13 protein-coding genes are annotated in these 15404 nt (G+C 64.0%); 7 read left to right on the forward strand and 6 right to left on the reverse strand.

Annotated elements, in window-relative coordinates; genetic code table 11:
- Nucleotides 1–1506, forward strand: coding sequence for an FAD-dependent monooxygenase (locus ABLE94_RS00540; protein ID WP_348807726.1), 1506 nt, complete (start codon nt 1–3; stop codon nt 1504–1506).
- A gap of 46 nt (nt 1507–1552) precedes the next feature.
- Nucleotides 1553–2377 (forward strand): GAF domain-containing protein, encoded by an 825-nt coding sequence (locus tag ABLE94_RS00545; protein ID WP_348807727.1) that lies wholly within the window; start codon nt 1553–1555, stop codon nt 2375–2377.
- 543 nt (nt 2378–2920) lie between these two features.
- On the opposite strand, the gene ABLE94_RS00550 is transcribed toward ABLE94_RS00545, so the two are convergent.
- Nucleotides 2921–3394 carry an SRPBCC family protein gene (locus ABLE94_RS00550; protein WP_348805050.1) on the reverse strand — a complete coding sequence of 158 codons (474 nt, stop codon included), beginning with the start codon at nt 3392–3394 and terminating at the stop codon, nt 2921–2923.
- Between the two features lie 108 nt (nt 3395–3502).
- Nucleotides 3503–3910, reverse strand: a complete 408-nt coding sequence (locus tag ABLE94_RS00555) for a hypothetical protein (protein ID WP_348805049.1) — start codon at nt 3908–3910, stop codon at nt 3503–3505.
- Nucleotides 3911–4225: 315 nt separating this feature from the next.
- Between ABLE94_RS00555 and ABLE94_RS00560 the strand changes: the two genes are divergently transcribed.
- The 3 genes from ABLE94_RS00560 to ABLE94_RS00570 are packed head-to-tail and all read left to right on the forward strand — an operon-like array spanning nt 4226 to nt 5877.
- A complete protein-coding gene (locus ABLE94_RS00560; RefSeq protein ID WP_348807728.1) occupies nt 4226–4900 on the forward strand; it encodes a hypothetical protein in 675 nt (224 codons plus the stop codon).
- On the forward strand, nt 4893–5399 hold the full coding sequence (locus ABLE94_RS00565) for a hypothetical protein (protein WP_348807729.1): 507 nt from the start codon (nt 4893–4895) through the stop codon (nt 5397–5399). The genes ABLE94_RS00560 and ABLE94_RS00565 overlap by 8 nt, the downstream gene beginning before the upstream one ends.
- Entirely contained in the window at nt 5383–5877 is a 495-nt protein-coding gene (locus ABLE94_RS00570; RefSeq protein WP_348805046.1) for a DUF7689 domain-containing protein, read from the forward strand. The genes ABLE94_RS00565 and ABLE94_RS00570 overlap by 17 nt, the downstream gene beginning before the upstream one ends.
- Here the strand turns inward: ABLE94_RS00570 and ABLE94_RS00575 are convergent.
- Both ABLE94_RS00575 and ABLE94_RS00580 read right to left on the reverse strand, forming a co-directional pair.
- Nucleotides 5846–6358, reverse strand: coding sequence for a hypothetical protein (locus ABLE94_RS00575; RefSeq protein ID WP_348807730.1), 513 nt, complete (start codon nt 6356–6358; stop codon nt 5846–5848). The two genes, ABLE94_RS00570 and ABLE94_RS00575, sit on opposite strands and share 32 nt — an antisense overlap.
- A complete protein-coding gene (locus tag ABLE94_RS00580) occupies nt 6355–8970 on the reverse strand; it encodes a hypothetical protein (RefSeq protein ID WP_348807731.1) in 2616 nt (871 codons plus the stop codon). Before ABLE94_RS00580 ends, ABLE94_RS00575 begins: the two co-directional genes overlap by 4 nt.
- 258 nt (nt 8971–9228) lie before the next feature.
- Between ABLE94_RS00580 and ABLE94_RS00585 the strand changes: the two genes are divergently transcribed.
- Nucleotides 9229–10716: a hypothetical protein gene (locus ABLE94_RS00585; RefSeq protein WP_348807732.1), complete on the forward strand. Its 1488-nt coding sequence runs from the start codon at nt 9229–9231 to the stop codon at nt 10714–10716.
- Between the two features lie 49 nt (nt 10717–10765).
- Nucleotides 10766–12595 (forward strand): winged helix-turn-helix domain-containing protein, encoded by a 1830-nt coding sequence (locus ABLE94_RS00590; protein WP_348807733.1) that lies wholly within the window; start codon nt 10766–10768, stop codon nt 12593–12595.
- Nucleotides 12596–12632: 37 nt separating this feature from the next.
- Here ABLE94_RS00590 and ABLE94_RS00595 read toward each other — a convergent pair whose 3' ends face one another.
- Nucleotides 12633–13718, reverse strand: a complete 1086-nt coding sequence (locus ABLE94_RS00595) for a hypothetical protein (RefSeq protein WP_348807734.1) — start codon at nt 13716–13718, stop codon at nt 12633–12635.
- 641 nt (nt 13719–14359) lie between these two features.
- On the reverse strand, nt 14360–15298 hold the full coding sequence (locus ABLE94_RS00600) for a hypothetical protein (RefSeq protein ID WP_348807735.1): 939 nt from the start codon (nt 15296–15298) through the stop codon (nt 14360–14362).
- Between the last annotated feature and the right edge of the window lie 106 nt (nt 15299–15404).

Genomic DNA, 15404 nt, shown 5'->3' on the forward strand with positions numbered 1-15404 from the left:
GTGTACGACGTGATCGTGGTGGGCGGCGGCCCGGTGGGCATGCTCGTTGCCAATGAACTTGCTCTGCATGATGTTTCGGCACTCGTGCTGGAACAACGGGGCGATGTCAGCGAGTACCCCAAGGCCGGGACGTATCACTCGCGTGCCATCGGAACGCTCGCTCGCCGCGGTATCGTCGCCACACCCCGACAGACCAACGACCACACCACGATCACCTCGGAACCGTTCCAGTTTGCCGGGTACCCGTGGATCACGGTGCGGGGGCGCACCATCGACGGTGCGGTGATGCTCGGCATCGCCCAGGCAGACCTCGAACGCGCCATCACACGGCACGCCGAATCTGAGGGTGCACACCTGCTCCGGGAGATGACCGTGACATCGGTTCACCAAGAGCCGCAGCACGTTACGGTAGTTGCCACCGACGCCGGCGGAGTTGAGCGCTCGTTCACCGCCCGCTATGTGGTGGGTGCCGACGGTGGTCGCAGTATTGTCCGACGTTCCGGTGACTTCGCCGTCACCGAGTACCCGCCGACGATGCGCGCGATCCTCGGCCTGGCCACCATCCCGCATCCGCACCAGTTGCGGCCCGGGTGGAGTCACACGGCGCGCGGCTGGACGTTGTTGAATCTCAACCGATATGGGGAGAGTCGGCTGATCGTGTTCGAGTTCGACGGCCCCGTCGACGACCGGTCGGCACCGGTCACCGCCGAGGAGTACTCCGCGGCCATCGACCGGGTGGTGGGTTCGCATGTCGACGTCGTCGAACCGCATTACCTCAATCGGTTCAGCGATTACAGCCGCATCGTGCACAACTACCGTGACGGCCGGTTGTTCGTGGCCGGCGACGCCGCCCACATCCACTATCCGCTGGGCGGGCAGGGACTCAACACCGGCATCGTCGACGCGGTGAACCTCGGATGGAAACTCGCGGCGGTGGTGACCGGGGCCGCCGACGAGTCTCTCCTCGATACCTATTGTGCGGAAAGGCAATCGGTGGGTCAGTGGATCGTGGACAACACCCGGGTGCAGTCGATGTTGATGAACCCGGCGTCGTCGAACGATCCGCTGCGTAGCGTGTTCGCGCAGATGCTGTGCTCGTCGGACGCTCATGACTGGCTCGCCGACAAGCTCAACGGCACCTCTCTGCGCCACGAGGTGGGTGGTGGCATCGACCCGGACCTGGACGGCATCTTCCTGCCCGACCACGAGGTGTTGGTCGACGGTGAACGGACGACGGTCTCGAAGCTGTTGCAGGATGGTCGATTTGTCTTGCTGGCGGCACCGCGGGTGGTGGACGAACTGGCCCATCAGGTGGCGCTGCCGTTCACCCGGGTGGTCGCCGCCGACGGGCTGCCTGCGAAGTATCCGGAGATCGTGGTGATCCGCCCGGACGGGTATGTGGCGTGGGCGGGCAACCGGGTGTCGGTGAGCGCGATGATCGACACGCTGCGCGAGCGATTCGGGCTGGCGTGCGCACCGGTTGACGATGCGGTGATGCTCGGCTGAGCGCTGTTCGGCCGGGCACTGTTCGGGTGGGCACTAAGGTGTGACTGTGGCAGACGGATGGTTTCTGGTGGAGACGGCGGGACAGGCGCCCGCGGTACTCATGATCGGTGCTCGTTCCAAGCAGTGGCGACCGCTGTCGAATGAGTTCCGCGGTTCGGTGCACAAGATCGTGCTGCGGCTCGTCGACACCGTCCTCAACAACGTCAAGCAGTCGCAGGTGTTGCTCGACGTGGCCGGCCCCCGCCTGGCGTTGGCATCGCCGGTGCTGGGGCCGGGCCGCCAGGTCCACGGAGTGCTGATGTGGATCGGCGATCCGACCGCCCAGCCACCCGCCGCACCACCCAGCCAGGCCTGGGAGTGGACGGTCGAACAGACCCCTCGGCTGATCGCATCACCCTCGACTGATCCACGAAACCCACTGCCGCAGAGCATGACCGAATGGTTCTCCGGATTCGCCCGCCCCAGCGACGTGGTTCGGATGGCCCGCGAGATGCGTGCACCCGAGGTGGGCTGTCACACGACGGGAGAGTGGGTGGCACTCGACGGAACCGTCCACCGGTACGCCCACCGATGTGTCGCAACCTTCGACGGCCCGCGCATCCTGGGCGTCTCGGTCACCCTGCCCGACAACGTCATTCCCGAGGACAACGACCTGCTCGCCCGAACCCTCACCGACACCACCGCCGCCGCCACAGGACTCGCCCCCGCCCTACTGTGGCCCGACGGCCGGGTGGTGGCATGGCTGTCGTCAACGCGCCCCGACCTCGACGACGACGCGCTTCACGGCCGGGCCGCGGCCCCCACGCCCGCCCACACATCCGAAATGGCCGGCGCCGAAGGCTTTACCGTGGGTTTCTTCCCGACCCACTGACCGCGCATCCCGCCGCTCGAGACCCTTACTTCGTTGGTCGAGCCGGGCGGAGCGCCAGCGGAGCCCGAGTCGAGACCTCGCAAGACGACAGCGGCACGCACGCAACACCTTCCGACCCTTAAGCGACAAGCGCCCATCCCGCCGGACGAGACCCGTACTTCGCCGGTCGAGCCGGGCGGAGCGCCAGCGGAGCCCGTGTCGAGACCTCGCAAGACGACAGCGCAACGCACGCAACACCTTCCGATCCCGCACGCGACCAGCACCCCAACCCGCCGGTCGAAACCCTTACTTCGTTGGTCGAGCCGGGCGCCCATTCCGCCGGTCGAAACCCTTACTTCGTTGGTCGAGCCGGGCGGAGCGCCAGCGGAGCCCGTGTCGAGACCGCGTAAGCCGAAAGCGGTACGCATGCAACACCATCCACCAGCATTCCGTCAGACAGCCGAGCGCCTCATCCCGCCGGCCGAGCCGGGCGGAGCGCCAGCCTCACGTTGAGCCGCGTCGAAGCGGAGCCCGAGTCGAGACCTCAGGAATCAACGCTGGAACTCACCCACCCACCGCCTCAAGCACTTCCGGGTCCTCGCAGCCACGGGCGAATCCGGCGATGCGTTTGTCGATGTCGCGACCCAACCACCACATACCGATCCGTTCAGCGACCGGGGCGAGCCACGCGGGACGGCAACTGAAGTTGTAGCGCCAGGTGGCGAGCGTCGCCCCGTCGCCGTTGTCGGTGAATCGCCATCCACCGGCGAGCTTTTCGAAGAACCACGGTCCGCGGACCATCTTCATGCCGACGGTGGTGGGTGGCCGATACGACACGTACTCGCTGACCATCGAGAAACCCATGCGATGCCGGGTGAACGTCTGGACACCTTTGCCCGGTTCGGTGGCGTCGCCGAGGAAGTGCTGGTTGGCGATGAACGGATCCCACCGCAACCGGACCTCACCGGTGGTCTGTGACACCGCGAAGGCGATGTCGGGGGTCACCGGCACGACGACGGAGGATTCGACGACGGGCATGGCTTCACCCTATCCGGGAGTGACTACCAATCGGCACAGGTGATGCATCCCGCGGGGGTTATCTGTCGAGAAGTCGTCCGGTAGCCGTCCCGACCTCGGCGCCAGGTCTCACTCGCACACTTCGCTGATGTTGAGTGTGGCACCGTAGAAGTGCCGCGGATAGCTGTAGCCGGAGATGGTCACCTGCTCCAGCCGGGGAGCATCGGACTGGACCTGCGCATCGGGGTAGGCGCGGGCGGCGGCAGCCAACTCGCGAAGAGCGGGATTGATCGCCGCCGGCTCTGTGCCACCGTTGCGGACGGTGACGGCCGCAGCGGCGTCGTAGGCCGCGCAGAGTTCGGTCCGAGTGGTTGGGCCGTTGTCGGTGGTGGTTGCGCCGGAATTATCCAAAGGGTCTGTCACGACAGGCAGATCCACGTCGACGGCCGGCGGTGTGGCCGTCTCGGTTGCGGTGGCGGTGCTGCGGGAGTCCAGGACGATCCACCCGATCAACGCGACGAGGAGAACTGCCAGCACCACAGCAAGGCCGATGAGAACGTTGCGTGTCGTGCGAGACCCTCCCGCCTGGGGCGGATGACCGGGTCCATACGGTGGTTGCGACGTCATCTGTCGACGGCCTCGGGGTCGCATTCCATGGGTGGAGGCTAACACCGTGACGGATCTATGGCGCTGCGATGGTGACAGATCCGAGGAAGCTCTCGACGCCCGGAATCAGGTGCACAACCCGGCGTACGCACCCGCCTGTGGACAGATCCTGGCAATGGACGCGAGATGTGCCATGATCGTGGAGTCGTCGTCGTGACCTGCAGGAAGAGGTTGGACTTGGTCAGCATGGACGCAGTGCGGGTGCCCCGGGCGGGCATCCCGGTATTCCACGCGCTCGCAGTGCTGGACGAAGTGCGTTATCTGGATCTGATCGGCCGGCTTTCGACGCGAGATCTGAACACAATCGCGCGCATGCTGTCGGAGGTCCGATCCGTAGTCGGGGATGTCTGGTCAGAGCGGCTATGCGCCGCGTTCGTGACCCACATGGTGTCCATGGCGACGCTGCGGACGAGCAATGGGTTCGACGTGGCCGAGATGGCTGAACACTTGGCCTCCGACATTGACGCCGAGCTCGACGACGCGACGACGAGCACTCAGCTGACATCGAGGCTGCGCGACATGCTGACGGTCCGGAGCCTCGCGGCTCTCGGCAAGGCCGTCGATATCTCGCAGCAGGCGGATCGGATGCTTCACATTCCGCGGATCATCACGGACACGCGGCCGGTGTTCGATGAGGATGCGGCGCTCGGACCGATTGGTGCGGTCATTCAGCACACGCTTCGTGTGGAGTTCCTCGAGGACGGTGAGTATCGTTCGACGAGTTTCACACTGACGCCAGGCGACCTGCGCCGCCTCAAGGTGATGGTGGAGCGTGCCGAGATCAAGGAGGCATCGTTGGCGCATCTATTGGACCAGACGGACCTGACCCTCTTCGACCTGTCCGGTGACCGCGATGACTGACCCGCGTTCAGTTGATTCTAGTGAGGGACAGGACTTTTCGATTTCCTCCGAGCTTCCGATTCCATCGGCGGTTGCTCTGGCCCACTGCGCCCACCAGTACATCGACAACTCGGAGATGTCCTACGATACGACGCCACGAGTGCCCGGGTATTCGGAGGTTCTGTCATCGCAACAGGCCGATGACGAGATTCGAAGTACGAGTGAAACAGCCCGAATTGCAGACGAGTTCGCAGAATTGCGCGATCGTTGGCGGGAGAAAACCGGTCACTACTCGGTCATGATGGATGCGGTGATCGTGCCGGAGTATCAACGCATCATCGGCATGGGGGAGGCTGCCCTTCCACTCATCATCGAGTGTCTGAAAGAACCCGGTCCCGAATGGTTTTGGGCGTTGATCGCCATTGTCGGTGCTGATCACGCGGCGGGGGCCACCACGGTGACCGAAGCGTGTGATCGGTGGATCGAGTGGTACGAGAAGGACCGTGCACAGCTTCACTGAGCGCCAACTGCTGGAACGCCGGGTTCCCGTTCTCTACCGCAGGACGTACGAGATCACGTCCCCGCCAGATGGCAGCTACAACTGTGCTGCATGGGCCGCTGAGGACGATTCGCAGTGGTGGGAGCCCACACCGAATCCGGTCGGTGGATGGTTCTGGCCCGCTGGTGTGCCACGGGTGAAGACAATTGATGCTTATGTCGAGGCATTTGAGAGCATCGGCTACGAGGTCTGCGACGACGACAGCCTGGAGGAGGGCTACCAGAAGGTGGTGCTCTACGGCTCCCGAGGTTTCTTCCTACACGCAGCGCGTCAACTGCCTGATGGTCGTTGGGCCTCCAAGTTGGGCATGTGCCAGGACATCGAACATCCCACAGCCGACACCCTCGAGGGCGGGGACTACGGCAACATCCTGGTGAGATTGCGCCGGCGCCGAGAGCGGGCCGACGTCACCCCACCGGCTGACACACCAACGCTTTGAGCGCACTCAATCCCGGTGAACGGGAGCCGTCCGCGCCGCACAACGCACCGGTTCCCGCCGCATTCTGTAGTTGTCGGACGCTGGCCTCGGACAGCGTCCACCCCAGTGGCACTTCGACGTTGGGCAGCAGCGGCGGCGCCGCTGTGATCACCGAACCACTCAGCGTGGCACCCAGCGGACCCTTCACCTGCGCGAGCAACTCCTGGCGTGCGTCGTCGCAGGCAGTGTCGACGGGTAGCTGCGTCGTCGGCGACTGTCCGGGCGACGGCGGCCGGCTACATGTGAGCGCGAGCGCGTTGCTGATGCGTTGCGTGGAGGCGGCCGTACCGGCCAGTGCGGCATGCGTATTGAGGTATCCGGTCACCGGGACGAGCGTTTCGACGGTGGCTTTCGGATTCTCCGCGCTCGCGGGGTCCTGGGGCTCGTCGTCGAGGTAGACGACGAGCGGAACGATGTACCCCCGGGCGTTGCCGGCGCTCACTCGCGCATTGTGTTCGGCCGCAAGGACACTGATCTGCGGAGCGAGGTCGGCGATGGTCGCCAATCCGCTTCCGTCGGCGTACCCACCGTCGATGAACTGCCAGGCGTTGTCCTCGCACGGGCCACTCGACGCGCTGACACGTCCCGACGGCGTGACGTAGGGGAAGCGTGCCGAGAGCATCGCAGCGGTTGCCCACGACATCGTCGGAAGGCACGGCGCGAAGAGATCCGCGAAATCGACTGCCGTAGCGGGTTGGCCATCGGCACTCGAACACCCAACGGTGTCCGGGTCGCCGGTGTTCTCCCGCCCCACCTCGGCGTCCGAGGGTGGCGCCGGGATCGTGACACCTGTCTGGAGTTGACTGACCAGCACGCGGCAGTGCGGGCCACCGACGTGGAGTTCAGGATCAACGGTCCGGTCGGTGAGCCGGCAGCGGTCCACGGGAATGTCTCGCCGAGCGCGGGAACCTGTGTGGCCCAGCCCTGTTCGATGAGTGCCGCGCGATCCGACCATTGTGGGCCCGAGTTCTCCAGTTGGGCACGGATTCCGGTGCCCGAAGCAACCGGATCGCCGATGACGGTCCCGGCAAGCCCGGCTGCGATGACGTCGGGATCGGCCAGGTTCGCACCCGCCTGCCGGATGGCCCGTGCGGCGTCGATGGACTGCCGGACCGTAGGCGTGTTGTTGCCGTACCGTGCGTAGGCCTCGGCGCGGGTTAGCGCCAGCCCCACCGAGCCGCCGCTGACTCCACTGGACGCGAAAACAGCACTGCGACAGTTCTGCTGGGCATCGTCGGCGTCGTCAGATGCTTGCGTGATCGACGCCATTGCGCTTGCGGTCCACACCGCGGCACGGATGCCGCCACCACTGGCGGCCACGATCACCAACGGCCGCGTACCCGGGCAACCGTCCGTCCGGTCGACCCACGACGTGAATGCGGCCGCGACGTCGGTGCGATCACTCGGTGAGTCCGAGGATCCCGGCCGTGCCTTCACCGCGTGCAGATCGGGGTCGCCGCCCGCCCAGCCGACGATCACCAGCAGGATCGCCGTGAGTGACAGGACCGGGGCAGCCTCCATCCGGAAGAACGTGAAGATCTCCGGCGGCCGCCGGAACTGCAGGCCAATGATGATGGCGCCGAGCAGGATCGGCCACACGCCGATGCCGATCGTGACCGTACCCATGACGCCGAAGAACTCGGAAATGTGGGCGGGCCACGCCACGTAGGCAAGAACGAATCCGCTCCCGACAACCATCAGCAGAGCGACCGACGTGCGGAAGAACTCCGGCTTGGTGACGGACCCTGCGAGGTCGATCAGCCGGTCCCAGAGGACGGCGACGACCACCGATCCGACGCCGACGAGAAGCCATCCGGCAATCAGCACGGCGACCTGTGTCCAGACGAGAGGTTCCGGGCCGGTGATCCCGACGACCACCGGCGCGGTGAACGCCCGGATCAATCCGATGATGGCGACGGCCAACACCAGAATGACCGACACGTTGCCCACGACCTGAACCTGGCGGCCGGTGATCGGTGGAGGCGGTTTGGTGGTGGCGTCGTCGGCGGCGTCATTGCCCTGGGGTTCCCGACAAAGTCGTCGCCGGGCCGCTGACACGACGACGGTCACCACGAACGCAGCGATGAAGATCCAGAAGCTCACGCCGTCGACGAGGGACGAATACCCCGTGGCGAACAGCCACACCCCGGCGATCGCCACGACGACAGGCGGAATCAGCCACGGCCACAGCAATGCCCGTGCGGTCAGCCCGGCGTTCTTGTCGGACTCCTTCTCCGCCGCCAGTTTCGCGCGCCATGACCCGATGACGTAGAGCGCAACGGCGATGAGTGCGAACAGGAACGGAAGGAACCAGTAGTAGCGTGGGCCCTCGTCGAGGACGCGGCGTTGTGCATCGGGGATCTGATCGAGCGCTCCCGGGATCGGTGGCAGCGTCAGCACGCCCAGGAGTACCGCGGTCAGCACGGACAGTCGTTGCACCCAGACGGGGCGATACCAGGTGCGACACCACGTCCGCACATGACCGCGAAGGTTGGTGTTGCGGCCGATCGTGACCGCCAACGCGATGACCGTCGCCCACTTCACCAGCGCGACGATGGCGATGGCCGACCGTAGCGCCCCGGGCACCGCCCCGCCGGATACGCCGACCGCAGCAGCGATCAACAGGATGGCCTCGACGACCTCGGCGGCAATCAGTGCGGCAAGGATGCCCAACGCGATCCGGTTGGTGCCACCCGTGCGTCGGGGAGCGAACAGAAGAATCAGCCGACACAACAGATACCCGTAACACACGAAAAACACTGCGTCGAAAAGGGTATGGAATCCGATGAGCCCAGCGACTCCATCCCCGAGGTTGGCCATGGTCGCGGTGCCGGGAACCATCGTCGACCCGAGATCGGTCCACGAATCCCAGCCGCTACGGTTGCCCCATGCACCCGGACCCACGATGGCCGCGATGGTCGAGTGGGTTCCCGACACCGAACTGCGGCCGATGATGCGGTCGACCTCGGTGAGCGCGATCAGCGCGGAGACCCCACCGAAAAACGTTACCCAGCCGAAGATTCGGTGAAGCATGGTCGTGTTGCCAACGCTCATGTCCTGCTCCCGTGTCCGGTTCAGCTGACTCGGCAGCCATCGTTCCACAGTGGCTGCAGGCGCAAGCGTGTATTGGATGGGTTGCGCCGGCGACGAACACCACCCTCAGCAAGGCGAAACGTACCCACCCGACTGACCCCCAAGCCGGCGCGGGCGACGGAAGCCCTAAACCAATAGCCGCTCTTACGATATCGCGGCCCAATGAGATGTCTTACCTGACTGGTAGCGTCCGCTCGACCACCCGTACCAGGAGGAAAGATGGCGAACCCCACAGCATCCGAGGGCCCCGACCTTGCCGCACTATGTGCACGCATCGCAGCGTCGGTCGACGTCGTCGAGGTGTTGACCGTCCTACTCTCGTTCTGTCGAGCCAACGCTCACGTCTGTGCGGCGATGGTCCAGTCCAGCGAAGGCCGATCGACGATGGCCGCCATCGCCAATAGAGCTCGACGCCGTCTGCGGTCGTCCTACCTATCCGCGACCGATCGGGATGCGATCATCGACGTTCTCGCATCGCATGATCCGATATTGGCTGCCCGCGGAATCGCCGTGGGTATCGACCAGTTCGTTCACGGCATGGGCTATCGGACGTATCGCGCGCTCCTCGTGGGGCGGGGGCCAAGGGATCTGAAAGACGAATCACCCTATCCGACGACACCTGTCGACTTGACGACTCTCTACCCTGGGCTCCGCGGGTTCACGTCGTTGCCACGCGACGCGGGCAGTGTCCTCGCCGTCGATCGAGTGGGCGGGTTGGCGTTGTGGAACGCCGCCGAGTTCGGTTCATTGCGCGTGATTTACGATCCTGATGCCGGCGCTGCGCTGGATCACGCTCTCGGTGACAGCGTGTCGGCGCTCCTGATGACCCCCAATCAGCGATTGGCGCAGGAGTTTACTATTGACGAAGTGTCGACATCAGGCTTCTTTGGGGTGCGGGTGGTCGACAAGGCTCGTCAGAATCAGATATTCGCGTGGGCGCTTGACCACTGCCGAATCAATGGCATTGAGCTGCTGATGCTTCCGGAACTGTCTGCGACCGACCGTTGCGCTGACATTGTTGATGTCGCGGTAAACGACCACGAGTCGGCAGGGAGTGCTGCGTTCTATCCGTCCGTCGTCATCGCGGGTTCTGAGCATGCCGAGGTGGACGGGCATCGGATCAACCGGATGACGATCATGTATCCCCGTGACCGGCATCGCGTCGTTCACGACAAGATCGGGCGATATGTCAACGGCCCCAGCGAAGTTCGTACGGCAGACGTGTGGACCACAAATCTCGCGGGAGAGGAGAACATTGACAGATCGACAGTGTTGCGTGTGCACGCCGGTATCAGGTGGTCGATGATTCCACTGATCTGCGCGGATTTTCTCGACCAAACCGTGGTCGATGCGGTTGCAGCCTTGCATCCGACCTTGGTGCTGGTGTCGGCGATGACCGAGAAGACCGGGGGATTCGAGAACTCGGCGGGTACTGTCATCTCCGCATGCCAGGCCACGGTGATGGTTGCCAATGGGCCGGTGGACTGGTCCGCGGAAGGCTCTCCCGACGCTTTCGGTGGTGTCGCGACCGCGTTGGTGGTGATGCCGTTTGCGGACAGGGAGGTGGCGAGAGTGCGGCACGTGCCGCGCCCCGAGGATCCTGCGCCGCGCGCCATTGGGTTCAGCATGGCCAGTGCCGGTCTTGAAGCGATCACAACGCCGGACTTTGACTCACGTGCTGACGTTCACGATTATCAGGTCATGTAAGTGTCATGTATCCTGGATCTCTGCCGAATGGATTGGGTCGGAGGGTGGAGTGAATGCATCGGTAAGCGCGCTGCTGGACCTGCTTGATGACGTCGCGACTGTGGAGTCACAGAGCGACGTCGACCACCTCTTGGGGCAGGTGTCGGCTGAGGTATTGGCGAGTTCGCCGACGATTGATGACATACAGAAAATCGCAGCTCGCGCGCAGCTTCATCGCTCACACGTCGGTCCGCTGTCAGAGCAACGTAGGGCTGCTCTCGGCGTCATCGCCGGACTGTTTCACGCCTGGCAGGCGCAGCGTGCTGCGGGGGCGGATGAGAGTCAACAATCAGTCAAGGAGCGGCTACTGTTTGAGTTGTCGGAGGGGCCCGCCGGCCCGACAGAGCTGAGTGAACGCATTGGGAGTCCAGTGGCGGTGACGTCACGTGGTCTGAGCGCTCTCAGGGGTCAGGGACTCGTTCACCATGTGAACACCCCTGATCCCACCGACCGTCGCCGCCGAATCTATGCGCTGACTCCCCTCGGCGAGACCTTCGTGATGGACCGGCTGGGTGGTGACTACTCGTCTCAGTTGGCTGACACCGTCGGCGAGGCGATGGCTGAGGGAAGCCACCCCGAGGAGGAACTGAGAAACCTCCTCACGGTCATGAAACGAACAGGACCCCGCGACCCGATGACCGCATGCGCCTTGGCGCCGACAGTGGACCGTTTGCGTCGACTCGTCAAGGACGCGCGACTCCAGGCTGAGGCGATCGGGGAACTGAGCGTTGTCGCCCGCACGACCGAGGGCTGCTTCAGTCGCGATGATCTGCGTCTCTGGTACGAGGAGCTCAGTGACCTTGCGGCCGTGCATCCTTCGATCGAGGCCCGTGCCCTCTACGATCGAGGGAGGTGGCGAATGATGTACGAAGACCCGGAGTCGGCGGCGTCGACGGCCGCCGAGGACTTCCGGGCCGCGATTCGCGTTGCGTCGAGCTGTGATGACACGGACGACCGACATCATCGAATCGGTTGGTGCGAATACCAGTTGGCGATGATCGAGTTGCACTCCGGTGATCCTGCAAACGCGGTGGAAGGCGCCGAGCGTGCGCGAGAAGCCTTCAGCGCCATCGACAACGAACGGTGGGATCCTCGTCAGGGTGAAGTGGCAAGCATGATCCTGCGGGCCCGCGCGCACGCAGCGCTGGGCGACGACGAGATCAAGGTCGCCCGGCGCCTGCTCGAGGACATCATTCCGGTCGCGGACGAACATGGATATGTGCGGCAGATGGCCGACGCTCGATTTCATCTGGGCAAACTCGAGGCAGGCGATGACCACGAACTCGCAATCGAGAACCTTCACTCGGCGGCCAAGAGGTTTGTCGCAGCCGGCAACAGCGACAGAGCGGCACTGGCCGCTGCCGCGGGAAGTTCGGTCCGCTTCGCCAGTACAGAGAGATCAACCTTCGACGCGGAGTTGTTCCGTCGTGAACTCGACAGTGTTGCAAAGCGTTTGAATGATCCTGGCCAAGGTGCGTACCCGTCGGCGCACTACTGGCAGCAAGGCACCGTGTGGCACAGTCTTGCCGTACTGGCAGTCGATACCGGCCACGAATCCGAGGCAATGTCCGCGTGGAAGAACGCATTCGACAGCTTCGGAAAGGCTCGGAGCGTCCGGCACCAAGCGCGGGTGCTTGCAGCGATGTGGAGGCGCATCGGTAGGTCAGGAACCCCATCCACTCAGGATCTCCACGATCTCGCTCATCGTGTCGGTATCGGCAGGCTCGATAGTGAAGTCATGGCTGCGGCACTGGCTGATATAACGGAGATCGCCATGCACGGTCCTGAACTGCCTGCGCCAAATACGGATGAGATCATTACGTCCCTGCTGAGGTTGTGAGACGGTTCGCGGGCGAGCGAGGCCTCCGTGAGGATACCTATCCTGGACCAAACTTATTGACCCGCTGCACTTCCGCCGTGCGTTCGCGAGCACCCAGGAGCTGGAAGGCAGCCATGATATCGCCGTCGTTGCGGATACTGACGGCAAGACCGTTGTCGATCGAGTAGGCGGATGCGAGAAAAGCATTGCGCTCCTGCGGCGAGGGGTAACGACCCCAGGTCCGAATGAAGTGCGCGATGGACGCGATGATCAGTCCCGCGACCCCGACAATGAGAAGCCCTATTGCGAGTGGATCGGCGCCATCGGCGGACGCGTCTGCGAATCCTCCGATGATCTTGAGTGCGGGAGCGGCGATCACCAAGACCAGTGCACCGACGGTCAGCAAGAATCCGCGTGAGCTTCTGCCCTCGGGCTCTGGCCACGCGACCGCCTCGCCGATCTCGGCTCTACCGAGCGCGTGAAGGACATCGGCCCGGGCTCGTGCCACGACCAGCGGGTCGGACGAGCCCTTTCCTTCCAGGATCGACCATGCCGAATGCATCCAGCAGATGAATCCGACGCCGGTCGCGATCACGCCGTACATGAACAGCGTGCCCTTGAGGGTTTCCGGGATTCCGCGCACACCGAGTTCGGAGAAGCCGATGATGGCGCCTGCGATCAGGGAGAGGATGCCGGTGATGAATAGTGCTGCCCCGGCTCGGCGGCCGCGGGGGTGCGGATCGCGATCATCGACGGTGGTTCGGAATGCCGCCACCACCCAGCCGCAGCCGAACACCATCGCGGTGAGGAACAGTGCTTCCTCCCACCACCACGGTCCGCCAGGTGTGCGAAACAGTCCAGTGATGACGATGAGTACCAGCGTCCCGATGATTCCGGCGACGAGGACCGGCTCACGAAACAGCGACCGTCGTGGGATGAAATGATGGTTGTACCAAGGAAACTCGGTAACAATCACGGAGCTTGTGCCGGGCCGAACCGAGTTCGTCACGCCATTGTTCGCCCACGCCGGCAGATGGTCGTCGACGATGCACAGTGCGGCGCGATCAGTGTTGCGTGTCAACCAGACTGCTGGATGATGCGCCGACAGAACATCTACCTTGCCGGGCCCGAGGTACTGGCCCATCACGGTGCGGGTGGCGTCGGGAGCGTGTGTGCCGAGGGAGCAAGTGCGGACCACCAAGATGCCGTCTCCGCACGGAATCTGTTGACGTACTTGAGTGTGGAAAGCCGGTACGGTCATGTCGATACTCCTGTGAAGAGATCAGGGCGATGGTGGTCAGTGCTCGGGATATACTGGGCGACAAGGCAAATGGTGCCGCGATCGAAGCTGTCGCTGCGCCCGAGGCGCGTGCGTCGTCATCGTCGATGCTCCGCACAGACCAGTCGGTATCGTCCGGGAACCAGCGGGGGGCCGAAGGGGTGACGCCGGCCGTTGCTGGTGAGTCAACGCGGGACGCGAGCTGTTGCGCAGCATCCTGAAGAGACTGGCCATCCACCTACGCATCGCGACTCCCGGTACGGATCGGCCCCGACAACCAACGGCGGATATGCCGTCTCGATCACTATGGGCTGGCTCGCTGCAGTTGATCAAGGAATGGTGCCCAAGTTGGTCTGCGCGTCCGACGCATCTCCTGGGGACATCGTTTGTCGCCCTAAGGATTAGGTGGCCGCGGTGGGCGCACGTTTCCCGAGGCGCAGCAACCGGTGCCTGCATGGCCGCTCGCGCACGAGTTCATCGCGGGTACCCGGTGATGTGGGCTCCGTTTACTTGGCTGGTTGGTCGTCCTGCTGGCTCGGACCGCTGGCCACCATCATCGCGACCCTGGGAGGGACCTCGCGAGGCCCGATATCCCACAGTTCCCAGGTTTGGATGGACCATGCAATCGCGAAGAATGCCAGTCCCACGATCTCGCCGATCAGCAAGAGAGGACCGGAATCGTGCATTGCCAACGCGATTGCCACGATTGTGACGCCGACCAGCACTCCACCTGCGAGGAGCGCATACGTTCGCCGGCGGTGCCTCAGTTTCGAGTGCGCCACCGAATGACCGTCCTCCTGGTCAGGCAGGGGCTTTACGAAAGCGTTGCAGATCACGACCAGTCCGAGTCCGATGAAGAGGGAGACCGCCGCGATGTTGTGGTTTTGCGATGTCCACTCTCGGCCGCCCCAGACGTCGGCTATGTAGAGTCCGGCCAAGACGGCGATGACGCCGTATCCCAACACTCGAAGAACGTTCGCCCAGCGGCGCCCCGTCTTACCGTATGATGACCGCTGCCGTCTCCACAGGATGAAGTACAGAGCCAGCGCAAGGAATCCCGCCGCAAAGGCGGCCGTGCCCGCGGAGAAGACGTTGTCATGCACGGGGAAGCCGTTCAGCTCGCCCGGTGGATAAAGGGGATCGGGAACCTCCGCGGGGAGGAACGCCACCAGAAATGCGAGGAATCCGGAGACATTGAGGATGACATCCTCGGCTTCAGTGCTGCCTTTGTAAACCACGAGGAGCGCACCAAGTCCGCATAAAGCGCCGATCACCACCCCGTGGGCGCTGGTGAAGTAGTACCCGCTGATCGAGTTTTGCCACTGGAAGTCGGCGCGCCACGACTGCATCACAATTGCAACCGCCAGCATCGCTATCAAGGCCACCATTGCCAGGCGCAGATTTCGATACGTGTTTACAACTATTGCGTCATAGCTTGAACTCATGGCGTGAACCTACCCTCGCTCAAGGGCGGCGAAGTCCCATTTGAGAAGGTTGACACCGCTGCCCCGGCTATCGGGAACCTGCCGAGGGCAACGGTGTCAACCGCAA

Source organism: Gordonia sp. VNK1 (assembly GCF_040049135.1).
GTDB lineage: Bacteria > Actinomycetota > Actinomycetes > Mycobacteriales > Mycobacteriaceae > Gordonia > Gordonia oleivorans.